The 24,142-nt window shown below is 58.0% G+C and carries 13 protein-coding genes; 3 read left to right on the top strand and 10 right to left on the bottom strand.

Annotated elements, in window-relative coordinates; translation table 11 throughout:
• Positions 1 to 295: 295 nt before the first annotated feature.
• The 5 genes from glnB to purL form a co-directional block, all read right to left on the bottom strand.
• The gene (gene glnB, locus RZ35_RS16505; protein WP_026738393.1) at positions 296 to 634 is read right to left on the bottom strand and encodes a nitrogen regulatory protein P-II; all 339 of its coding nucleotides are present in this window, start codon (positions 632 to 634) and stop codon (positions 296 to 298) included.
• 105 nt (positions 635 to 739) lie between these two features.
• Positions 740 to 2,077, bottom strand: a complete 1,338-nt coding sequence (glrR, locus tag RZ35_RS16500) for a two-component system response regulator GlrR (protein ID WP_026744297.1) — start codon at positions 2,075 to 2,077, stop codon at positions 740 to 742.
• Positions 2,074 to 2,814, bottom strand: a complete 741-nt coding sequence (locus RZ35_RS16495; protein ID WP_157755387.1) for a two-component system QseEF-associated lipoprotein QseG — start codon at positions 2,812 to 2,814, stop codon at positions 2,074 to 2,076. Before RZ35_RS16495 ends, glrR begins: the two co-directional genes overlap by 4 nt.
• Before the next feature lie 68 nt (positions 2,815 to 2,882).
• Positions 2,883 to 4,322, bottom strand: a complete 1,440-nt coding sequence (locus tag RZ35_RS16490) for a sensor histidine kinase (RefSeq protein ID WP_026744296.1) — start codon at positions 4,320 to 4,322, stop codon at positions 2,883 to 2,885.
• Between the two features lie 907 nt (positions 4,323 to 5,229).
• Positions 5,230 to 9,114, bottom strand: a complete 3,885-nt coding sequence (gene purL / locus RZ35_RS16485) for a phosphoribosylformylglycinamidine synthase (protein ID WP_026744295.1) — start codon at positions 9,112 to 9,114, stop codon at positions 5,230 to 5,232.
• Positions 9,115 to 9,395: 281 nt separating this feature from the next.
• On the opposite strand from purL, the gene mltF reads away from it, so the two are divergent.
• Positions 9,396 to 10,862: a membrane-bound lytic murein transglycosylase MltF gene (gene mltF / locus RZ35_RS16480; protein ID WP_026744294.1), complete on the top strand. Its 1,467-nt coding sequence runs from the start codon at positions 9,396 to 9,398 to the stop codon at positions 10,860 to 10,862.
• Here mltF and tadA read toward each other — a convergent pair.
• The 3 genes from tadA to murQ form a co-directional block, all read right to left on the bottom strand.
• Positions 10,851 to 11,357: a tRNA adenosine(34) deaminase TadA gene (tadA, locus tag RZ35_RS16475; RefSeq protein WP_026744293.1), complete on the bottom strand. Its 507-nt coding sequence runs from the start codon at positions 11,355 to 11,357 to the stop codon at positions 10,851 to 10,853. The genes mltF and tadA overlap by 12 nt on opposite strands.
• Positions 11,358 to 11,549: 192 nt before the next feature.
• Complete coding sequence (gene yfhb / locus RZ35_RS16470; RefSeq protein ID WP_026744292.1) at positions 11,550 to 12,188, bottom strand: phosphatidylglycerophosphatase C; 639 nt, start codon at positions 12,186 to 12,188, stop codon at positions 11,550 to 11,552.
• A gap of 72 nt (positions 12,189 to 12,260) precedes the next feature.
• Positions 12,261 to 13,154, bottom strand: coding sequence for an N-acetylmuramic acid 6-phosphate etherase (gene murQ, locus RZ35_RS16465; RefSeq protein ID WP_026744291.1), 894 nt, complete (start codon positions 13,152 to 13,154; stop codon positions 12,261 to 12,263).
• Between the two features lie 198 nt (positions 13,155 to 13,352).
• On the opposite strand from murQ, the gene lapG reads away from it, so the two are divergent.
• Together lapG and lapD are read left to right on the top strand one after the other, a co-directional pair.
• A complete protein-coding gene (gene lapG / locus RZ35_RS16460) occupies positions 13,353 to 14,012 on the top strand; it encodes a cysteine protease LapG (protein WP_026744290.1) in 660 nt (219 codons plus the stop codon).
• A 42-nt stretch (positions 14,013 to 14,054) separates the two neighbouring features.
• Positions 14,055 to 16,004 carry a cyclic di-GMP receptor LapD gene (lapD, locus tag RZ35_RS16455; RefSeq protein WP_026744289.1) on the top strand — a complete coding sequence of 650 codons (1,950 nt, stop codon included), beginning with the start codon at positions 14,055 to 14,057 and terminating at the stop codon, positions 16,002 to 16,004.
• Between the two features lie 60 nt (positions 16,005 to 16,064).
• Here the strand turns inward: lapD and RZ35_RS16450 are convergent, their stop codons facing one another.
• The gene (locus RZ35_RS16450; protein WP_026744288.1) at positions 16,065 to 16,406 is read right to left on the bottom strand and encodes a hypothetical protein; all 342 of its coding nucleotides are present in this window, start codon (positions 16,404 to 16,406) and stop codon (positions 16,065 to 16,067) included.
• 91 nt (positions 16,407 to 16,497) lie between these two features.
• The gene (locus RZ35_RS16445; protein ID WP_455709719.1) at positions 16,498 to 24,093 is read right to left on the bottom strand and encodes an Ig-like domain-containing protein; all 7,596 of its coding nucleotides are present in this window, start codon (positions 24,091 to 24,093) and stop codon (positions 16,498 to 16,500) included.
• Between the last annotated feature and the right edge of the window lie 49 nt (positions 24,094 to 24,142).

The following is a 24,142-nucleotide window of genomic DNA, read 5'->3' as shown; positions in this document are numbered from 1 at the left end:
AGTTGGGCAGTTGGGCAGTTGGGCAGTTGGGCAGTTGGGCAGTTGGGCAGTTGGGCAGTTGGCAGTTGGCAGTTGGCAGTTGGCAGTTGGCAGTTGGCAGTTGGCAGTTGGCAGTTGGCAGTTGGCAGTTGGCAGTTGGCAGTTGGCAGTTGGCAGTTGGCAGGGTAAAGAAATGGTAGGGACGAATATACCTGAATCAACGCCGACGTGATGATGCGGCCGACATTGATTCAGCAGCGTTTTCAGTAGTCTAAGAAAACGTCAAAAACCCAATAATCCCGTCGAAGAGAGGCACTTAAAGTGCGGCTTCATCTTCTTCCCCCGTACGAATACGCACGACCTGGCTGACGTCATAAACGAAAATTTTACCGTCGCCGATTTTACCCGTTTGAGCCGTCCGCATAATGGTTTCGACACAGGTATCAACAATATCGTCAGCAATAACGATTTCAATTTTCACCTTGGGCAAGAAATCCACCATGTATTCCGCACCGCGGTACAGTTCGGTATGGCCTTTCTGGCGACCGAACCCTTTGACCTCAGTCACCGTCATGCCGGTAATCCCTACTTCCGCCAACGCTTCACGAACGTCGTCCAGTTTGAAGGGCTTGATAATCGCATCAATTTTTTTCATCAAGAAATCCTAATCGTCACTTTGTCACGGCCGTAGCCTGGCATCGTTTATGCGATGGGCCGCGCGTCAACTCGCGCCCGCTATCAGCACGTTACTTACCCATAGCTAGTCTTTAAAATCATTGGCGTCCAGCTCATGGCGCGCCAGCAGTTTATAAAATTCAGTCCGGTTGCGTCCCGCCATACGAGCCGCCTGGGTGACATTGCCCTTGGCGATCTGGAGCAGTTTACGCAGATAGTTCAGCTCGAACTGGTGGCGAGCATCCGCGAAGGTTGGCAGAGCCGTATTTTCGCCTTCCAGCGCCTGTTCGACCAACGCCTCGCTAATGACCGGCGCGCTGGTCAGCGCCACACATTGTTCGATCACGTTGACCAGCTGGCGCACGTTACCCGGCCAGCTCGCCGTCATCAAGCGTTTCATGGCATCCGTGGAGAAACTGCGCACAAATGGTTTATGGCGCGCAGCGGCCTCCCGTAGCAGATGATTGACGAGCAAGGGAATATCCTCCGAACGTTCGTTCAGCGCCGGAATTTTCATATTTACGACGTTGAGGCGGTAAAACAGATCTTCCCGAAACTCGCCTTTCTCCATCGCTTTGNGCAAATGGCGATGGGTCGCAGAGATAATACGCACATCAATATTCAGATCGTGATTGCTACCCAACGGCCTGACTTTGCGCTCCTGCAACACTCGCAGCAGCTTAACCTGCAGCGATAACGGCATATCGCCGATTTCATCCAGGAACAGTGTTCCGCCGTCCGCCGCGGTAAATAGACCATCACGATTGCTCACCGCGCCCGTGAACGCGCCGCGGGCGTGGCCGAACAGCTCAGACTCAAGCAGCGGCTCCGGCAACGCGCCACAGTTGATCGCCACAAAGGGTTTATCGGCGCGCGGGCTGGCCGCATGAATCGCCCGCGCCAGTACTTCCTTTCCGGTACCACTCTGACCATTGATCAACACGCTGACATCCGACTGGGCCACCATTTTAGCCTGCTCCAGCAGACGCAGCATCAGCGGGCTGCGGGTGATGATTGTCTCTCTCCAGCTATCATCCCGAGCAGGCGCCGCCACCGACAATGCCTCGTCGATGGCCTGATAGAGCGCATCGCGATCGACAGGCTTGGTCAGGAAGCTGAATACCCCTTTTTGCGTCGCCGCCACCGCATCCGGAATAGAGCCATGCGCGGTCAGAATAATGACCGGCATCCCCGGCTGTTGCTTCTGGATCTCCGCGAACAGCGCAAGGCCGTCCATTTCATCCATCCGCAGATCGCTAATCACCAAATCGATTTTTTCGCGCACCAGCAAACGCAACGCGTCCTGACCGCTGGCGGCGGTCGTTACGTTGAATCCTTCGCTGGTCAAACGCATCCCCAGCAGCTTCAGCAGGCTGGGATCGTCGTCGACCAAAAGCAGGCTGGCGGATTGCCGTGTCGTCATGGATTACTGACTCCCGTTTTCAAACTGGGCTGTACCGGTGAGATCTCCGCATTCTGAGGCTTGGCACTCGTTTCCGACGACGAGTGTCCTGAGGAGGAGCCGTGCCGCTCCTCTCCGTCAGAGAAATCAGCGGGCACCGCTTTGCGCGCCGACAACTGCCGCTCGATATCCGTCAGATTTTTCAGCTTGCGCGTCGTGGCGTCCAACTGCTCACGCAGCTGATTTTGCTGTTCCCGAAGATCAGCCAGCGTTTTTTCGTGATCGTCCTGCAACCGCTGCATTCGCCCCCGCTCTTCGTCCTGAAACGCGGCCAGTTGCTGCTTGTCCATCCACAGTTGCAGCAAGGGAATAAGGCCCGTCGGCACGTCTTCGCTCTCCTGCGCCAGCCGGGCAATCCGCTGACGCTGCTCCGCGGGAACGGTCCCCGCCCGCTCGCGCAGCAGACTTTGTTTCCAGAGCCCAGCCCAGTCTGAAGACATCGGTGTCTGATTGGCCTTCGTCAGCGCCTGCGATGGGGACAGCTGAGTCGCGCAGTCCATCGCCCTCAGCCAGTACAAGGCATTCGTCATCGCTTCGCGGCTGTTCGCCAGCCAGATGGCGCGGCACTCCACGCTGCGATAATCGGCCAACTGCTGATCGGGTGCGCGATTGGCTTCAACAAACATCGCGGTCCCGCCGCCCACATGCGGTGCGCAGCCAGCTAAAAGGGGTGAAGAGAACAGCAAAGTTCGTAACACACGGCCCCACGGGATTGATGCTGTCACAGCTCGCCAGCGGGGGGATAAAATACGAAACAACCGTGCACTCATGCTTCATTCTCGGAGGTTAGTGGCAATTCAATACGGAAACAGACGTCGGCGTAGTCTACCGAGACCAAAGTCAGCTCGCCGCGCATTCGCCGAATGCAGTCCTGCGCGATGCTTAGCCCCAGCCCACTGCCCTTGACTGCGCCCTTGCGCTGACGTGCGCCCTGATAAAAAGGTTCAAAAATCATGCTGTGGTCGGCTTCCGGGATGGGCGCGCCTGTATTGGCGACCTCAATCTGAAGGTGCGAACCGTCGCTGCGGCTACGCACCCAAATGTTACCGGATTCCTGCCCATAGTGCACCGCGTTGGAATAGAGATTATCGAGCACTCTCATTAAAAGCGTAGTTTCCGCACGGCACGTTTTGACGTCCAGTTCAACTAACGTCTTCATCGATTTTCCCCGCGCCGACAGGCTATGATCGGCCACGACGGCGTCAACGATCGCCGCCAGATCGACCTGCTCAAGCTCGGTCGGCGCATCGGCTAGCTGGCGATTGTAGTCAAGCAGCTGCTCTATCAGCTGTAGTAGATGACGGCTGCTGCTATCCAGAATTGTGACGACCTGCCGCTGGTCTTCCGTCAGTGGTCCGGCGACCTCATCCGCAAGCAGCGACGTGCCTTCGCGCAGGCTCGCCAGCGGCGTTTTGAGTTCATGCGAAATGTGCCTGAGAAACTCATGCCGCTGCGCTTCCAGCCAGGAAAGACGTTCGCTCAGCCAAATGATACGTTGCCCCAGCGAACGAATTTCCCGGGGGCCTCTGAACGTGGGCGTATGACCCAACGGCAGCCCTTCCCCCAAGCGGTTAATCATCCGCTCTACGCCTTTCACCGGACCGATAATCATGCGGGTAAACAGTACGACCAGCAGCACGCTGACCAGAAACAACAACAGCGCCTGCCAGCCGAAGAATTGGCCGCGTTCCGCGATCGTCCGTTGAAGCTGCTGCCCGCGGGAGAAGATCACTTCTCGCGTCACCTGTACCATCTGCGTATTGGCTTGCGAGAAACTATCCAGCAGCGCCGCGGCTTCACCGCTCGGCGCGCTATTCTGACAATGCATCTCCGCCAGTTGCGTCAAATACTGCCGCAGGCGCTGCGGTGATTGGGGGTCGGGCAAAACCGGGGCGTGAACGTCCAGCATCTGAGCATATTGCCTGCGCTGATTTTGATACAGCTGAGACAGCGTGCGATCGTCCAGCACGCAATATTGACGATAGCTGCGTTCCAACGCNAATGCCAAGCCGGCCATCGCCTCACTGCGTCGGGCATCCGTCAGCGTAGTGCGGTTGATGATGGCGGCCTGCTCGCTGAGGGCGTTCAGGCTGCCATACGCCTGATAGGCCAGCACCAGCAACGGCAGCAGCACCAGCAAAAACGCCATGACGNCCAGCTGCCGCAAAGATCGGGGGAACAAACGCCATCGTTTCAATGAGATCATCTCGTTACCTGTTCATTTGCTCGATGCTAGCCCACTCCGGCGAAAGTGCAATGTTTTCGCCCGCGAGCTGCGAAGCGTATGTCAGCTCATCGCGAAATTCGGTCGGGTTGCCGGAAAGAATGCGAAACGCCTCGCAGAAATAGCACGTTTCACAGCATGGCGGCGCTAAAAAGCAAAACCCGGTCAAACGAGAAGTTTGACCGGGTCTTTAAAGAGGGGGTGCCTCACTCAACGTGTCGTCCGAGGGATGATAAAGTTCGTTTGCACGCACAGTTATCGTTGATGTTGGACGATAGGCACCATTTCTTATGGCATCATTCCGGGTGTTATGGGCAAAAGCGATGATTCTGCTTCGCTGTCATAACCAGTTGAATGAGCAGCTGCATAAGCTATAGCATCTACCGTGCCATCAATCCACGTAATATCATAACTAATTGATGTTTAATCGAAATTAAATTTCATTTTTCTTCTTATTTCGCTCATCCCCTGCGAATAAGCCGCTGTCGCCTCGCGCGTCTCCATTTTTTGTCGCTAAAAACCGACACCCCCATAGCTAAAAAATAAAATTCATGCTTATCAACAAAATAGATGTCTCCTTTAAGAGACAGTCAAAAATAATATTGTCGTGCCTTTGAGACAGCCCGTTCGAAGCGCCCTTTTTTAGCATGGGTTGGACTCCGCAGTATGGCAGCAACAAGGGGATATTCTTTCAGCCTTACTCACGCCGCTTTCCTGCGCCGGTCGCAAAGCCCCTGCGGGAAAAATAGCGCGCGAAACCGAAATATCCAAATGTTCACCGCAGCCTGGTGTCACGGTTTGCGTCCCTAAAAAAGCCGGCCACCCAAGGNGGCCGGCTCCGGGACATCGTCCCCTCTTCTTGCAGTGCTTTAGCTGAGCTGAATGTCCCTTAGCCGAGCTGCTTACGCGCATTGCGGAACATGCGCATCCACGGGCTGTCCTCCCCCCAGGAATCCGGGTGCCAGGAGTTGCTGACGGTGCGGAATACACGTTCAGGATGCGGCATCATGATCGTGGCGCGCCCGCCAACGCTGGTCACCGCGGTAATCCCCCGCGGCGAACCGTTCGGGTTAGCCGGATAGTTTTCCGCAACCTGACCGTAGTTATTGACGAAGCGCAACGTCACCAACTGCTGTTGCTCCAAGGCGGCCAGCTGCGCGGCATCCCGCACTTCCACCAACCCTTCGCCATGCGATACGACGATCGGCATCCGTGAACCGGCCATATCCTGCATAAACAAAGACGGGCTATGAGCCACTTCCACCAGGCTAAAGCGTGCTTCGAAGCGATCTGATTTGTTGCGGACGAAGCGCGGCCAGTTCTCCGCGCCGGGGATCAGTTCACGCAGCGTCGACATCATCTGACAACCGTTGCACACGCCCAGCGCCAGCGTCTGCGGACGCGCAAAGAACGCCGAGAATTCATCGCGGACGCGGCTGTTGAAGAGAATCGACTTCGCCCAACCTTCGCCTGCGCCTAACACATCGCCGTAGGAGAAGCCGCCGCAGGCGACCAGCGCCTGGAAGTCCTTCAGGCCGCGCCGACCCGCCAGCAGGTCGCTCATGTGGACATCGATAGCCTCAAATCCGGCTCGATCGAACGCCGCGGCCATTTCCACATGCGAGTTGACGCCCTGTTCACGCAGCACGGCCACTTTCGGACGCGCCTGCGTATTGATGAACGGCGCGGTAATATCCTCCTGCGGATCGAAGCTCAGTGAAACGTTCAGACCCGGATCGCTATCGTCTTCTTTCGCCAGATGCTCTTCATCCGCGCACTGCGGATTATCGCGCAGACGCTGCATCTGCCAGGTTGTTTCCGCCCACCAGCTGCGCAGCGTGGAGCGTTTCTCACGATAAATAACTTCTTTACCCAACGAGATGACGAACTGATTGCCGGCTTCCGCGCGGCCCAGATAGTGCACGCACTCTGCCAGACCAAACTCCGCCAACACCTGCTCAACTTCCGCGCGTCGTGCGGCTTCAACCTGAATGACCGCGCCCAGCTCTTCGTTAAACAGAATGGCCAGACCATCTTCGCCCATGCTGCCGATGTCGGCTGACAGGCTGCAATGACCGGCAAAGGCCATTTCCGCCAGCGTCACCATCAGACCGCCATCGGAACGGTCGTGGTAGGCCAGCAGCGCCTTGTCGGCCACCAGTTTCTGCATGGCATTAAAGAAACCGGCCAGCTGTTCCGGGCTACGCACGTCCGCCGTTTTACGTCCCAACTGACGATAAACCTGCGCCAACGCCGTCGCGCCCAGCGCATGATGGCCGACGCCAAGATCGATCAACAGCAGCGCATTGTCTTTGTCGGTGCGCAATTGCGGCGTGACGGTATTCCGCACGTCTTCGACGCGACCAAACGCGGTGATGACCAGCGACAGCGGCGACGTGACGGCGTGATCCTCCCCGTTTTCCTGCCAACGGGTTTTCATGGACATCGAATCTTTGCCTACGGGGATTGTCAGCCCCAGTGCCGGGCACAGCTCTTCGCCGACGGCCTTGACGGCTTCATACAGCCCCGCGTCCTCGCCTGGATGCCCGGCGGCGGACATCCAGTTGGCGGAGAGCTTGATGCGTTTGATATCGCCAATATGCGTAGCGGCGATGTTAGTCAGCGCTTCCCCCACGGCCAGACGGGCCGACGCCGCGAAGTTCCGCAGCGCCACCGGCGCGCGCTCCCCGATAGACATCGCCTCGCCGTAGTAGCTATCCAGACTGGCCGTCGTCACGGCGCAGTCAGCGACCGGCACCTGCCACGGCCCGACCATCTGATCCCGTGCGACCATGCCCGTCACGCTACGGTCGCCGATGGTGATCAGAAAGGTTTTTTCGGCAACGGCCGGTAAATGCAGCACACGCTCGATGGCATCAGCCAGATAGATATTGTCAAAATTGAGCGGCTTGCCTTCGTTATGCAGTCGGGTCACATCACGCTGCATTTTCGGCGCTTTACCCAGCAGCACTTCCAGCGGCATGTCGATTGGTTGATTGTTGAAGTGGCGATCGTTCAGTGTCAGATGCTGTTCTTCGGTCGCTTCGCCGATCACGGCATACGGCGCTCGCTCGCGGCGGCAAATGGCGTCGAATGTCGCCAGCTGTTCTGGGGCGACCGCCAGCACATAACGTTCCTGCGACTCGTTACACCAGACTTCCAGCGGGCTCATGCCCGGTTCGTCGTTCAAAATGTCGCGCAGTTCGAAACGACCGCCGCGGCCGCCATCGCTGACTAGCTCCGGCATGGCGTTTGACAGCCCGCCCGCGCCCACATCGTGAATGAACAGGATCGGGTTTTCGTCACCGAGCTGCCAGCAGACGTCGATCACTTCCTGACAGCGACGTTCCATCTCCGGGTTATCGCGCTGTACAGAAGCGAAGTCCAGATCGGCATCGGACTGTCCGGAAGTCATGGAAGAGGCCGCGCCGCCGCCCAGACCGATATTCATTGCCGGTCCGCCCAGCACGATCAGCTTCGCGCCGACGGAGATCTCGCCTTTTTGCACGTGATCCGCACGAATGTTGCCGATCCCGCCCGCCAGCATGATGGGTTTGTGGTAACCGCGCACTTCCGTACCGTTGTGGCTGTCGACCGACTCCTCATAGGTGCGGAAGTAACCGGTCAGGGCCGGACGGCCGAATTCATTGTTGAACGCCGCCCCGCCCAGCGGGCCTTCCAGCATGATATCCAGCGCGTTGACGATGCGATCCGGCTTACCGAAGTCCTGCTCCCACGGCTGAATGAAGTCAGGAATACGCAGGTTGGAGACGGAAAANCCGACCAGTCCGGCTTTCGGCTTGGCGCCGCGTCCGGTCGCGCCTTCATCACGAATTTCGCCGCCGGAGCCGGTTGCGGCCCCCGGCCACGGCGAGATGGCGGTGGGATGGTTATGAGTTTCCACTTTCATCAGAATATGCGCGTCTTCCTGATGATATTCATAGCGGCCCTGCGGGTTGGGGAAAAAACGTCCCACGGCGGAGCCTGTCATGACGGCGGCATTGTCTTTATAGGCGGACAACACGAAATCCGGCGTCTGTTCATAGGTGTTTTTAATCATTTTGAACAGAGATTTGGGCTGCTTTACGCCGTCGATAACCCAGTCTGCGTTGAAGATTTTGTGTCGGCAGTGTTCCGAGTTGGCCTGCGCGAACATATAAAGTTCGATGTCGGTCGGATTTCGGTTCAGACGGGTAAACGCGTCGATCAAATAGTCGATTTCGTCTTCCGCCAGCGCCAGTCCGAGACGCAGGTTGGCGGCTTCGAGCGCCTGACGCCCTTCCGTTATCACGTCCACCCGCTGAAGCGGCGCAGGTTCGTGCTGCGCAAATAGACGCTCCGCCTGCTGTAGCTCGCTAAACACCGCCTCCATCATACGGTCGTGCAACAGTTCACTCAGCGACCGCCACTGCGCTTCATTCAGTGTCGGCGCGTGAATATAGAAGGCCAGTCCGCGTTCCAGACGGCGAACGGTGTTCAGACCGCAGTTGTGCGCGATGTCCGTGGCTTTGGAAGACCAGGGAGAGAGGGTGCCGGGACGAGGCGTGACCAATAGCAGGTGACCTGAGGGATCGTGTTCGGGGAGTGAAGGACCGTATTTCAGCAGGCGGGCCAGCTGCGTTTTTTCATCGGTGCTTAACGGTGCGGTCACGTCGGCAAAATGCACATATTCGGCGTAAATATCGCTGACGGGAAGAAGATTGTCTTTGCAACGCGCCAATAGTTTGTTGATACGAAAAGCCGATAAAGCCGGGGAACCACGCAGTATTTCCATCATTTCACATTCTCTCGTCTTCGATGCACCGATAGCGGGGCACCATGGCGCTACAGGAGGGGGGAACGCGGCACATTATAGAGAATACCGACGCGCGACGAAACCGTTTGCGCGGCAATAGTCGAACATCTTTGTTGTTAGGTGACCAATTCGTTACCGGGGCAATAAAAGTTGCACCCTGGCGGTTTGTTACGCAAAATGCCCCGACTCTGGGACACTCAGTATAAGAAACTGCCTAATAGACAGACAGGCCTTCAGGCCGCCGAGAGACATCAAATTCTTTGAAGCGTTTAACGATAAATTATTTTTTCATCGGGGTGATTGCACTGTTATTGGCATTGGCGCTATGGCCAAATATTCCTTGGCGCAGCAGCCAGGACGACCAACTCAGGCAAATCCTTTCACGTGGTGAGCTACGTGTCAGTACGGTTGTTTCTCCACTGACCTACTCCCTACACCGTGGCTCCCCGTCAGGACTCGACTATGAACTGGCTAAACGATTCGCCGATTACCTCGGCGTCAAGCTGGTCGTTTCCACACGTCGGAACATTGATGAATTATTCACCGATCTCGACAACGGCGACGCCGATATGTTGGCGGCGGGTCTGATTTACAGCGATGATCGAACGCAGTCGTTCCGTGCCGGCCCCTCTTACTATTCCGTCTCACAGCAGCTGGTGTATCGATTAGGCTCACCGCGTCCCACGTCGCTTGGCAAGCTCAAAGGCCGACTTGCGGTATTGTCCGGCTCTGCGCAAATATCCACGTTGCGCGAGCAGCGGTCCAAACAGTTTCCGAACCTGACCTGGGAAACCAGCACCAACGTCTCCGAGCTGGATCTGCTTAAGCAGGNGGTCGATGGACGGCTCGATTACACGATTGCCGACTCTATCAGCGTCGGATTGTTGCAACGTATCTACCCGCAATTGGCCGTCGCATTTGATCTCAGCGATGAAGAGCCGGTGAACTGGTATATGCGCCAGACCCACGACGATAGCCTGTCCGCCGCCATGCTGGACTTCTTCAGCCGGATTGCTGAAGACGGCTCGCTGGCGCGTCTGGAAGAGAAATATCTGGGTCACGTCGGGGAGTTCGACTACGTGGACACCACTACGTTTCTGAATGCGATCGACAACACTCTGCCGGGGCTGCGGTCGCTGTTTGAGCGCTATGCCACGGAGATGGACTGGAAGCTGCTGGCCGCCATCTCTTATCAGGAGTCGCACTGGAATCCGCTGGCGACCTCGCCTACCGGCGTACGCGGTCTGATGATGTTAACGAGGNCCACGGCGGAAAGCCTGGCAGTGGTCGACCGGCTGAATCCCGAGGAGAGCATTCGCGGCGGCGCAAAGTACCTGTCGCTGATGATGCAACGTATGCCGAACTCCATTCCGGACGACGAGAAAATCTGGTTTGCGCTGGCGGCTTACAATATGGGTTACGCCCATTTGATGGATGCGCGCAAGTTAACGGAGAAGCAGAAAGGCGATCCAAACAGTTGGGCGGACGTTAAAATGCGGCTGCCGATGCTAAGCCAGAAACGCTATTATCAGCAAACCGCCAACGGCTACGCGCGTGGTCACGAAGCTTACAACTATGTGGAAAATATCCGTCGTTATATGATCAGCCTGGTCGGCTACCTGACGGAAAAAGAAAATAAGGCCCAGCACGTTAAGCAGGCGGGTGAAGGCTATCCCGCAGTCTCTCCGGCGCTGGTGCAGTCCGGAATGTCTTCATCAGGGAAGTGATGCTCCTTTGGCCGCCGCACGGCGTGCCTTTTGCTCTTTCCGACGTTGCCGGAAAAAGTCGCTCAACTGCGTTGANCAGGCTCCCGCCAGCACGCCCGAGGTAATTTCAATCTGATGATTCATGCCCGGGTGACGCAAAATATCCACCAGCGATCCGGCCGCGCCCGTCTTGGCGTCGGCGGCGCCGTAAACCAAACGCCCGATGCGACTGTGCACCATCGCTCCCGCACACATCACGCACGGCTCCAGCGTGATATACAGCGTGCTGTTCAGCAGACGATAGTTTTGCGCCACGCTTCCACCTTGCCGCAACGCCATGATCTCGGCGTGCGCGGTGGGATCGTGCTGACCGATAGAGCGGTTCCAGCCTTCGCCAATGACCTGGTTGTCCAGCACCAGCACCGCGCCAACGGGAACTTCGCCTTCATCCCAGGCTCGTTGCGCCAGCGTCAGCGCATGCTGCATCCAGAATTCATCATCATTTACGCGGTTCATCGTGCCTCTTTTACCCGTCAATTCCCCTAAGCGGCGGGCATTATACTCGAAATAAGTCGAGTTGCAGGATGGCGGCAAAACGGCGAACACCGATACGCTTACGCCCGTCAGTGATTCAGGCGATCGATCGCCGCCAACGCACCTGCAACGAAAAGTATGACAAGTCTGTATACGCCATTCCGCGTGGAGGCATTACTCCAGCTGTTGCAAACTCCCCTGCGGCGTTACCCGCCAGCGGTGTTCGCAGAAATAGAGCAGCGGGTTATCCTGTTTGCTGTCGCTGTAACCGCTGTAGAGCTTCAGCGGAGCGCCCAGTTGGCGTTCCATCTGCACGACTTTTTCCCGGCCCAGACAGCGTAACGTGAGTACCCACCCGCCATAGCGGCGGGAGATTTGACTGCCCATCAGCCGTACACCCGGCAGAAAGGGGGCGTCGCGGTAAACCGCTTCCACCAGCCGTTGCGGAGAACCGGTGACCAGCCACACCTCTGCATCGCTGGCGCTCAGATAAGTGGTCAGCCGTTGCTGTACCTCAGGAAACGGCGTCACCTGCTGACGAAAACTATCCACGAACGCTTTTTCCAGCTGTTCGAGCTTCGCCTCGCCGCGGCCCACCGTGATGGCCCACAACAAACAGCTCATCGGCCAGCGAGCCGCCCTGCCCCTGCACAGCAGCGAGAGCATGACGACCGGCAGCACGGGGATAACCACCAGTAGATTCAACGGCAAACGCCGGATCAGAAAACGCAGAAAACTGCCAAACATATCCTGCTGATGCAGTGTGCCGTCCAAATCAAAAAATACGATGCGCAAATGTTGCTTATCGTTCAAAACCGGCTCCTTAAGTAGGACGGGAGCATCCCGCCTCGTTTTGCTGTCATGGGTTGTGAAAAGCGGATTGCGCTATTCCTGTATGGCGTCTCGCAGGTATCCCTGATGCCGCGCCAGTTTTTCCTGCGCCTGAGCGGCGTCGCAACCGGTCAGAAGCATCACGATAGCCGGTTTGACCTCATACCCCGTCTGTTCCAGCGCCCGCCGCGCGATGTCGCGCTCCACGCCGGAGGCTTCAACAACAATACGACAGGCGCGATCCACCAGCTTGGCATTGGTCGCTTTCACATCCACCATCAGATTTTGGTACACCTTGCCCAATCTCACCATCGCACCAGTGGAAATCATATTCAGCACCAGCTTCTGGGCGGTACCGGATTTCAGCCGGGTCGACCCCGTCAACACTTCCGGACCGACGACTGGAGAGATGGCGATCTCCGCCAACCTGGCGATCGGCGACGCAGGGTTGCAGGAAATGGCCGCGGTATGGCAGCCGATGCGGTGCGCATACTCCAGACCGCCAATCACATAGGGCGTTCTGCCGGACGCCGCCAGCCCAATCACCATGTCCTGAGCAGTCAGCGACAGCGCCGCCAGATCGGCCTCGCCCCCCGCAGGGTCATCTTCCGCGCCTTCCACCGCCTGTAACAATGCGCCGGGACCGCCCGCGATCAGGCCGATCACCCGCCCCGGCGCGAGGCCGAAGGTCGGAGGACATTCGGAAGCATCCAATACGCCCAAACGNCCGCTGGTCCCCGCGCCGAGATAAATCAAACGGCCGCCCGCCTTCATACACGCGGCAGTGAGGTCCACCGCTTGGGCAATCGCCGGCAGCACCTGCCGGATAGCTTCCGGCACCTGTCGGTCCTCTTCATTGATGAGGGCCATCATCTCCAGCGTCGCCATACGATCTAAATCCATCGTCGCCGGGTGACGCCTCTCGGATACCAATGCCCCTAAATCCATACGCTTCCTCGCTTATAAGTCCGAAGCTGATACGTATCAGCTTCGTGATAAATCAATCGTACCTGCTATCGTTATCACATGGCACTTTTCAGCCGTTCAAAGTAAGCTATGCGGCAGCGGTCTACAACGCCTGTTTATTCAGGCGTCGATTTCAGACCACAGAGTCCGGATTCACCGGTGGGTAACAGAGACGTCACGTTGAAATTTCATGCGCAGCGCCAGTCATTAGTTCATGTTCTATTACACTTCATCATCGGCAGCCTACTGCTGGTGGCGGGTACGCTCTATGCGGACTGGAATTTCTCCGCCATCAACTCAATTACCGATCAGCGTTATGGTCAGGCCACGCCGGAAGCACGCCAGCGGATAACCGCCTGGCAAGCGTTGATGCAGGCGCAGCTAACGGCCACAGAGAGCCAGAAACTGGAGTCGGTCAACCGCTTTTTCAATGACAAAATAGCTTACCGGGAAGATATTGATGTCTGGCGGCAGGAAGATTACTGGGCCACGCCGATCGAAATGTTGCGAAAAGGGATGGGCGACTGCGAAGACTATGCGATCGCCAAATATCTGACGCTCATTCACCTTGGCGTCGAACGTGAAAAGCTGCGTATCACCTACGTTAAAGCGCTAAGCCTAAACCGTGCGCATATGGTGCTCAGCTATTACCCTTCACCAAACGCTATCCCGTTGATCCTGGACAGTTTGATCACCGAGATCCGTCCCGCTACCCAGCGAAAAGACTTGCTGCCGGTCTATTCCTTTAATGGCGACGGACTCTGGCTACCCAGCACGGGCGGCAATCGACGCGCTGGCGACAGCAAACGACTGTCTCGCTGGCAGGACTTACTAATTTAAATGCGCGCAGAAGGATTTTCTCTTGATGAGTAGGATGGGGCTATGTCGCTATTTAAACAATTACTGATAGCCATCTGTTTGTTTATGCTGTTCATTTTCAGCGGTAGTTTTATCGCCAACCTGGAAAGTTCACGCGATCAATATAACAACCAGTTGCACTCGCACGCTCAGGATGCCGCCACGGCTTTGGGCGTGGCGCTCACGCCGAATATCGACGATCCCGCGATGGTCGAACTGCTGGTCAGTTCTATTTTCGATAGCGGTTATTTCTCCAGTATTCGCGTTATCGATCTGGAAACCCACAAGGTGACGATGGAGCGAGCTACATCGCCGGAAGTCTCGAACGTTCCCGTCTGGTTTGTCCGACTGGTGGACTTGCAACCGGGTAATGGTCAGGCCATCGTGATGCGCGGCTGGGAGCAGGCGGCACGGGTCGAAGTCGTCAGCCACCCAATGTTTGCCATCGCCAGACTGTGGCAAGGTACCTCCGCTTCGCTGATCTGGATGCTGTCGTGCGGCGCGATCGGTCTGGTGCTAGGCGCCTGGTTCCTGCGTCGTCAGCTGCGTGCGCTGGATGATATGGTCATACAGTCGCTCGCGATTTGTCGTCGCGAGTTCCTGAGCATCCCCAAACTGCCCAAGACGCCGGAGCTGCGCCGGGTCGTTCAGGCCATGAACCTCATGGTCACTAAACTTCAGACCTTATTCGAAGAGGAAGCCCAGCGAAGCGAGCGCTTGCGTAAGGAAGCTTATCAGGATCCGCAAACCGGGCTGGCCAACCGCCGCGCGATGGATATCCAGTTGGAAACGCGCCTTAGCGATGAGGAAGCCTCCACCGGTTATCTAATTATGCTGCGTCTACAGGATCTGGCGGGTATGAACCAGCGTCTGGGCGCAGCGAAAACCGATGCCTTGCTAGCCTCCGTCGCGCAAAACATTCTGAAATGCAGAAAACGTTATGTCGAAGCTGATAGCCTCGCCGCGCGCATTCGCGGCGGAGAGTTCGCCATTTTCTGTCCCGGCCTGGTACAGAAAGAGGCGCAGGCACTGGCCGACGAACTGTCGAACCGGATCGAGGCGCTATTTCTGACCGGCGAGACGGACGTGTCCCCCGTGGCCCGCTTGGCGCTGGTGTCATTCCAGCATGGAGATTCTCCTGCGTCGCTGTTCATCAGAGGCGATCGCCTGTTGATGAAAGCAGAACGCAATTCGGATATCCATGCGGAAGAAGAGGAAGACGGTAAGGAGTCTCAATGGGTGGCTGACCGCCATCACTGGTTCACCCTGCTGGATCCGTTGCTGGCGCAGGAGAATGTCCAACTGTTCCTGCAGCCGGTGATGGACTGCGCCGAGAATGGTCGGATTCTTCATCACAAAGTACTGGCCCGCATCCTTGATCAGGAAGGCAATACCATCAACGCCGGACAATTCTTGCCATGGGTACAACGCTTTGGATGGAACACCCGTCTTGATCAGGTGATGATGAAGCATGCCCTCGCCTATTTGCAGCGTTACGACGGCACGCTGGCCTTAAGCCTATCCGGCAGCACCGTGCTGGATCTGCAACTGATGGCAGAATGGCTGGCACCGTTGAAAGCGTATCCGCAGCAGGCCGCGCGTCTGATTCTGGAACTGGACGAAAACCAATTGCCCGACGCGCAGCAGCTCGACCTGCTGGTGAAACTGCTTAACGAATTTGGCTGCAAACTGGGACTGCAGCACTTTGGCGGCCGCTTTACCATTATCGGCAATTTGTCGAAATGGGGCCTCGCCTACCTGAAAATCGACGGCAGCTATATACGCGGTATCGATGAGGCGGAGGATAAGAAGGTGTTTATCACGGCACTGCAACGCGCGATGAATAGTATTGATTTGCCGCTGATTGCGGAACGAGTGGAAACGAAAGGCGAGCTGGAAGAACTGCGAGCGCTCGGCATCAAAGGCGCGATGGGCCGACTATTGGGAGAACCGTTCCCCGTATCGCTGTCCTGACCTGAGTCTTGGCGACTGACTTGCCGGCAACGGCAAGTCAGTTCGTATCAGGACCAAGATTCAAAACATCCCCTCTTCGTCATCGCGAATCAGCGCATCCAATCCCCCTAACACTTCACGCGCCTGTGCACGCTGAATCAATTTCAGCTGCGCCGCCTGCGGGAAATCCGTGATATTCAGCAACCCTTTTTGGGTCAGTACCTGAATCAGGTCCTCCAGCACACGCACCATTTCCAGGTCGCTGTTGCGCAGCTGTTCCAGACTAGAAAGAATCGACTGTTGATTATTCATCCACGCCTGTGCCTCCACCGAGTCCTGTAGCAGCTCGCCGTTCATCCCTTCGAAGGGGACAGGCTCCACCCGAACCAAGTTACCGTCGTTATCTCGTAATATATAAAACATAGGCTGTCCTTTTACATACTGCCAATAAGGAAACCGGACGCATAACGTCCGGTTTCCTTGGTGTTGCCTATTGCGAGTTGAGTATTGATGGCTAAGCGCTATGTTCCGGCTTCGCAATCAGGCTTTCCAGAGACGGCATCGCCCCGTTGTAATGTTCCAACGTGATGGACGTATCCGGCGTTGCGCCCCCCTGCTCCGTGAATTGGCCTTGAGTACTCACCTCAATCGTCGGCGAACCTTGGTTATCCACAATGCGGATATAGTGGCTGATATCCGTTCCCGCTTCCAGCTCGCCGACCAAATCACTCAGGTCGATGCGATCACCTTCCGCCGGATTGAAGTCCTTGATCGTGTCATAACCGGTATCGCCCGCCTTCCAGACGAAGGTATCCGCGCCGCTGCCACCGATGAGCGTATCGTTGCCGACCCCGCCTCTCAGCACATCATCGCCGCTTCCGCCATACAGGATATCGTCACCCAAACCACCATCCAGGGTGTCGTTACCGCCCTGTCCGTACAGGAGATCGTTACCCGAACCGCCGCTAATCGTATCATTACCGCCTTGCGAGGAAGCAATATCGAATTCGGCGCTATGTCCGGCGATATACTCATGTACCTGTTGGACGGATGCGGTGGTATCCGACCCCAGATGCAGTTGGTTGCCGACGTACTGCTGCAAAGCCGGCAGACCGTTGCCGTCGATGCCGTCGAACGAGATAGAGTCGCCGAACAGGATATCGTCGCCGTTACCGCCCAGCAGCGTATCGTGCCCACCGGTCAGAGACTGGTTCGATCCCAGAATCGCTTCTGACAGCTGGCCCGGGTCGATGTGATCCAACACCACGCCGTCGCTATCGTAGTTTTTCAGGCTCGATGCATTTAACGAATCCCCAACCCCGATGGCCTCCACGTTCGATACCTCATGCAGCAAGGCATAGCCTTCAGAGGAGTTCGACATCGTCGCCGAGTTGGCGTTGTAACCCGTGCCCGCCAGATGAGAGATCTCGTAAGTCCCGTCGCCCTCGGCGTGAACCTGGCCAATCACCGTACGCGTCACGCCGCCACGACCCGAGTTAGAGTAGTAGTAGACGTCGCCGGTACTGCTGATCACCTCACGGCTTACTCCGGAGATGTTCATATAGTAAGCCTGGCCCGGTTGGTAATCAAACGAGTCGATATCCAGCGTCGTACGGCTGCTGACCCTCACCGTATCCGTTTCACCCGTCTGATAATAGGTCGGTTCACCATCGGTAATGAAGTAGGTCAGATTGGTGCCGGGATTGCTTTCCACGGTATCGCTTTGGAACCAGTTAGCCGCCGTTTTGAACACATCCTCGTAGTTCGTACCGCCGCCGGACGTCATTGTCTGCAGCGCCGCGNCCAGTTTGGACAAGGCGTTGGAATCCGACAGGTTGACGGAGATGGTCTGGCCGACTTTCGTATCGAAGTCCGCCAGGAACACATTCACCGACCCCGAATGAACGTCCGACGTGCTCTTGATCAGGTTGTTGAAGACCGTGGTCAACGAAGCTACCGTCTTGCTGATGCTGTCATTCGACATACTGCCGGAGGAGTCCACCAGGAAGGCAATGTTGTAGTTTTGCCCTTCCATGATCTGCAGACCGGAGACGTCACCCACGATCAGATCGTTACTGTTCGTCCCCGTCAGCGTATCGTCGCCGGTGGTGCCCATCGTCGCGCCGAACTGTTCGACTTCCTGCGAAGAATAGCCGGTCGACGAATCATAGTTCGCCACTTCGGTCGCCGTCGCTTGCGCAATGATGTCGAACTTACCGGCATCGACAGGCGTCTGAATGGTGATGGTTCCGGCCAGCGTATCCAAATGCTGAGCATTGGTAATCAGGTACACGCCGTCCGCGCCGACGGTGACCGTCACGTTATTGATGTGATCGGTCAACACGGAGCCTTCCGGAATCCCCGTCAGCGTAATGCCCGACAGCTGCTCGCTGCCGTCAAGGTCGGTCAGCGCGGCAGACACGGTCAATTCATGCTGCTGATAACCCGCCTGTTCCGCCACAGACTCTTCCTTGAAGTCCTGCTTATCCGCCGCGATATAGCTGCCGTCGCCGTAGATAATGCCGTCCAGATGGTTAGCGCCGCTGATCAACGTATTGCCCTGATACGTAATAGTCACAGAGTCATACGTGTTCACATTGGTGGCGGCATTATTGTTCGGACCGACGTAGGTGGTGTAGCCATCAGCCGTCGTACCTTCAACAAAGATATAGTCAGGACGCGTACCTGAAGCTTCCGTCCCGCTATTGCCGGTCACCGCGTTCAGCGAGCGCCAGCTGCCATCCTGATAGTAGCCGCTGCCGTCATGGACGACGAACAGGTCGGTGTACTGGCTGCTGGTGCCATTCGTGTTCCCCTGACCGTAGTAAGCGACCACGCCGTTACCCACAATTTCAGGCACCGTATCGCCTTCGGACAGCCAGATGCGCACGTTGTCGCCGATACGCACAATTTTACCGTCCTGAACGTCGAATCCGCCGTTTTCACTACCGCCGTTGACCTTGATGTAAGACGGGGTCGTCGGTACGGTTTCACCGCTGGAGATATCCAACGATACGACTGGCGCATCCGCCACCGGCGTTACATTGATGGACACTTCGCCCTGAGAGCCGGTGTTGCCCGCGGCATCGACCGGCTGCCAGCTCAGCTCCGCCAGTCCGTTACCAGACACGTTGGCCGCAGGAACAAAGCGCAACGCGGTATCGCCCGCCGTGAACGCCTGACCAACGGTCACCTGATGCCATTCGCCGCTCTGGCTGTAATAGAATGTACCCGCGCTGGCGTCTGGCAGCGAAGAGATTACGATGCTGCTGGTGTCGGAGGATACCCCCAGATCGCTCCAGGAGATGGCCAATGCCGTATCTTCTGCGACGGTCAGCGTATGGCTACCGCCGTCCGGAGCGACCGTATCCACGCCATAGCCATGATCGTCTGTCGCCGTGGTCGGGTTGCCGGCCACATCCAGCGTCGTGACTGAGGCGTGAATCTGCGAGTCACCCGCTAGCNCGCTACCGGGAACCTCTACGCTCCAGACATAGCTGCCGTCCGCGGCGGCGACCACGTTCGTCTGATAGGTCTGTCCCCCCACGCTGACGGTGACGATATCGCCGACATGCACATCGTTGCCGACACGGCCGGTGATAGTCTGGGTCTGACCCGATTCCGCCAGGTTGATGGTGTTATCCGCCGTGACCGCATCAATCGTAATGCTGGCTTCCGGCGCGGACGTATCCACCGCGTAACCGTGATCGGCCGACGCCGTTGCCGAATTACCGACGACATCCGTAGTGGTGACTTCCGCGTGGATCTGCGCGTTACCGGCCAGCACGTCGCCCGGCACATTCACACTCCAGACAGCGTCTCCTTCGTCATTAACGGTGACTTCGGTCTGGTAACTATATTCGCCCACTTTGACCGTGACGATATCGCCTGCCTGCACGTCGTTACCCACGTGACCGGAGATCGTCTGCGTTTGTCCAGACTCAGCGATGTTGATGATATTGTCGCTGGTCACATCATCGATGGTGATGCTGGCATCCGGCAGCACCGTATCGACCGTGTAAGTGTGGTCGGCCGTCGCCGTCGTCGCGTTCCCCGCCTCATCAGTGGTGGTGACCGCTGCGTGCACCACGGTATCCAGAGCTAGCACGCTGCCCAGAATAACGACACTCCAGACCTTAGCCCCGTCCGCACCGGCCGTCACGCTGGTCTGATAAGACTGACCCGCGACGTTGACCGTCACCGTATCGCCGACGCGCACGTCGTTGCCGACACGGCCGGAGATGGTCTGCGGCTGATTGCTTTCGGCCAGATTGATTGAATCATCGTCGGTGATCGTATCGATGGTGATCGACGCTTCCGGCGCGGCAGTATCAACGGCATAGCTGTGGTCAGCACCGGCAGTCGTGGCGTTGCCTGCACCATCGGCGGTGGTCACTTCCGCGTGGATCTGGCTGTTACCGGCCAATACCTCACCCGGCACGCTCACGCTCCACACATTGCCGCTATCGGAGGCGGTCACCGTAGTCTGGTATGTCTGATCGCCGATGGTCACGGTCACCGTATCGCCGACCTGCACGTCGTTGCCGACGCGGCCGGTCACATTCTGATTCTGACCGGCTTCGGCGATATTGACGGTGTTGTCGGCCGTCACATCGTCGATAGTGATCGACGCTTCCGGCGCGGCGGTATCGACCGCGTAGCCATGATCGGCAGATGCCGTGGTCGGGTTACCGGCCGCATCCGTGGTGGTGACTTCCGCGTGGATCTGCGCGTTACCGGCCAGCACCTCGCCCGGCACGCTGACACTCCACACGTTGCCGTTATCGGAGGCGGTCACCGTAGTCTGATAGGCCTGATCGCCAATCGTCACGGTCACCGTATCGCCCACCTGCACGTCGTTGCCCACACGGCCAGTCACGTTCTGGTTCTGACCCGCTTCGGCAATGTTCACCGTGTTGTCAGCGGTCACATCGTCAATGGTGATGGACGCTTCCGGCGCGGCGGTATCGACCGCGTAGCCATGATCGGNAGATGCCGTGGTCGGGTTACCCGCCGCATCCGTGGTAGTGACTTCGGCATGGATCTGCGAATTACCGGCCAGCACATCGCCCGGTACGCTGACACTCCACACGTTGCCGCTATCAGACGCTGTCACGGTGGTCTGGTAAGCCTGGTCGCCGATGGTCACGGTCACCGTGTCGCCCACCTGCACGTCGTTGCCGACGCGACCGGTCACGTTCTGATTCTGACCCGCTTCGGCGATATTGACGGTGTTGTCGGCCGTCACATCGTCGATGGTGATGGAGGCTTCCGGCGCGGCGGTATCGACCACGTAGCCGTGATCGGCAGATGCCGTGGTCGGGTTACCGGCCGCATCCGTGGTAGTCACTTCGGCATGAATTTCATTGTTACCGGCCAGTACCTCTCCCGGTACGCTGACGCTCCACACATTGCCGTTATCGGAGGCGGTGACGGTGGTCTGGTACGACTGATCGCCGATGGTCACGGTGACCGTATCGCCCACCTGCACGTCGTTGCCGACGCGACCGGTCACGTTCTGGTTCTGAGCGGACTCGGCGATATTCACGGTGTTATCGGCCGTCACATCATCAATGGTGATGGACGCTTCCGGCGCCGCCGTATCGACCGCGTAGCTGTGGTCAGCACCGGCGGTCGTGGCGTTGCCTGCACCATCGGTAGTGGTCACTTCCGCGTGGATCTGGCTGTTACCGGCCAGCACGTCGCCCGGCACGGACACACTCCACACGTTGCCGCTATCGGAGGCGGTCACCGTGGTCTGGTAAGCCTGATCGCCAATGGTCACGGTCACCGTATCGCCCACCTGCACGTCGTTGCCGACGCGGCCGGTGATGGCCTGCGGCTGTCCCGCTTCCGCGATATTCACGGTGTTGTCTGCCGTCACATCATCAATGGTGATGGACGCTTCCGGTGCGGCGGTATCGACGGCGTAGCTGTGGTCAGCACCAGCGGTAGTGGCATTGCCTGCACTATCGGTAGTGGTGACTTCCGCGTGGATCTGGCTGTTACCGGCCAGCACCTCGCCCGGCACGGACACGCTCCATACGTTGCCGCTATCGGAGGCGGTCACCGTAGTCTGGTATGTCTGATCGCCGATGGTCACGGTCACCGTATCGCCCACCTGCACGTCGTTGCCGACGCGACCGGTCACGTTCTGGTTCTGACCTGCTTCGGCAATGTTCACCGTGTTGTCGGCCGTCACATCGTCGATGGTGATCGAGGCTTCCGGCGCGGCGGTATCGACCGCGTAGCCATGATCGGCAGATGCCGNGGTCGGGTTACCCGCCGCATCCGTGGTGGTGACTTCGGCATGAATTTCATTGTTACCGGCCAGCACGTCGCCCGGCACGCTGACACTCCACACATTGCCGTTGTCCGACGCAGTGACGGTGGTCTGGTAAGCCTGATCGCCGATGGTCACGGTCACCGTATCGCCCACCTGCACGTCGTTGCCGACGCTACCGGTCACATTCTGGTTCTGTCCCGCTTCGGCGATATTGACGGTGTTGTCACCAGTGACGTTATCGATAGTGATGGACGCTTCCGGCGCGGCGGTATCAACGGAGTAACCGTGGTCTGCCGCGGCAGTGGTCGGGTTACCGGCCGCATCCGTGGTGGTCACTTCCGCGTGGATCTGCGCGTTACCAGCCAGTACCTCGCCCGGCACGCTCACGCTCCATACGTTGCCGTTATCGGAGGCGGTGACGGTGGTCTGGTACGACTGATCGCCAATGGTCACGGTGACCGTATCGCCGACCTGCACGTCGTTGCCGACNCGACCGGTCACATTCTGGTCCTGTCCCGCTTCCGCGATATTCACCGTGTTATCACCGGTGACGTTATCGATAGTGATGGACGCTTCCGGTGCCGCCGTATCAACGGAGTAACCGTGGTCGGCAGATGCCGTGGCCGGGTTACCGGCCGCATCCGTGGTAGTCACTTCCGCGTGGATCTGGCTGTTACCGGCCAGCACGTCACCCGGCACGCTGACGCTCCACACGTTGCCGTTATCGGAGGCGGTGACGGTGGTCTGGTACGACTGATCGCCAATGGTCACGGTGACCGTGTCGCCCACCTGCACGTCGTTGCCCACACGGCCAGTCACATTCTGGCTCTGACCGGCTTCGGCGATATTGACGGTGTTATCACCGGTGACGTTATCGATAGTGATGGACGCTTCCGGCGCGGCCGTATCGACCGCATAACCGTGGTCGGCAGATGCCGTGGTCGGGTTACCCGCCGCATCCGTGGTGGTCACTTCCGCGTGGATCTGGCTGTTACCGGCCAGCACGTCGCCCGGCACGCTCACGCTCCACACATTACCGTTATCGGAGGCGGTCACCGTGGTCTGGTAGGCCTGGTCGCCGATGGTCACGGTCACCGTGTCGCCCACCTGCACGTCGTTACCGACGCGACCGGTGATGGCCTGCGGCTGTCCCGCTTCGGCNATATTCACCGTGTTATCACCGGTCACATCGTCGATGGTGATGGAGGCTTCCGGTGCCGCCGTATCGACCGCGTAGCCGTGATCGGCAGATGCCGTGGTCGGGTTACCGGCCGCATCCGTGGNGGTCACTTCCGCGTGGATCTGGCTGTTACCGGCCAGTACCTCGCCCGGCACGCTGACGCTCCATACGTTGCCGTTGTCCGACGCGGTGACGGTAGTCTGGTATGCCTGATCGCCGATGGTCACGGTCACCGTGTCGCCGACCTGCACGTCGTTGCCGACGCGACCGGTCACGTTCTGGTTCTGACCCGCTTCGGCAATGTTCACCGTGTTGTCGGCCGTCACATCGTCGATAGTGATGGAGGCTTCCGGCGCGGCGGTATCGACCGCGTAGCTGTGGTCAGCACCGGCAGTCGTGGCGTTGCCTGCACCATCGGTAGTGGTCACTTCCGCGTGGATCTGGCTGTTACCGGCCAGTACCTCGCCCGGCACAGACACGCTCCACACGTTGCCGTTATCCGACGCGGTGACGGTGGTCTGGTATGCCTGATCGCCGATGGTCACGGTCACCGTATCGCCCACCTGCACGTCGTTGCCGACGCGACCGGTCACGTTCTGGTTCTGAGCGGACTCGGCGATATTCACGGTGTTATCGGCCGTCACATCATCAATGGTGATGGACGCTTCCGGCGCCGCCGTATCGACCGCGTAG

Origin of the sequence: Lonsdalea quercina subsp. quercina (genome assembly GCF_000688655.1) — a bacterium.
In the GTDB taxonomy this organism is placed as follows: domain Bacteria; phylum Pseudomonadota; class Gammaproteobacteria; order Enterobacterales; family Enterobacteriaceae; genus Lonsdalea; species Lonsdalea quercina.
Note: the sequence above shows the minus strand (reverse complement) of the source record. Positions and strands in the feature narration are given on the sequence as shown.

Bases quoted from the DNA above. Each gene is read 5' to 3' on its own strand.
- glnB (WP_026738393.1), bottom strand. From the start codon at position 634: ATGAAAAAAATTGATGCGATTATCAAGCCCTTCAAACTGGACGACGTT.
- lapD (WP_026744289.1), top strand. From the start codon at position 14,055: ATGTCGCTATTTAAACAATTACTGATAGCCATCTGTTTGTTTATGCTG.
- RZ35_RS16450 (WP_026744288.1), bottom strand. From the start codon at position 16,406: ATGTTTTATATATTACGAGATAACGACGGTAACTTGGTTCGGGTGGAG.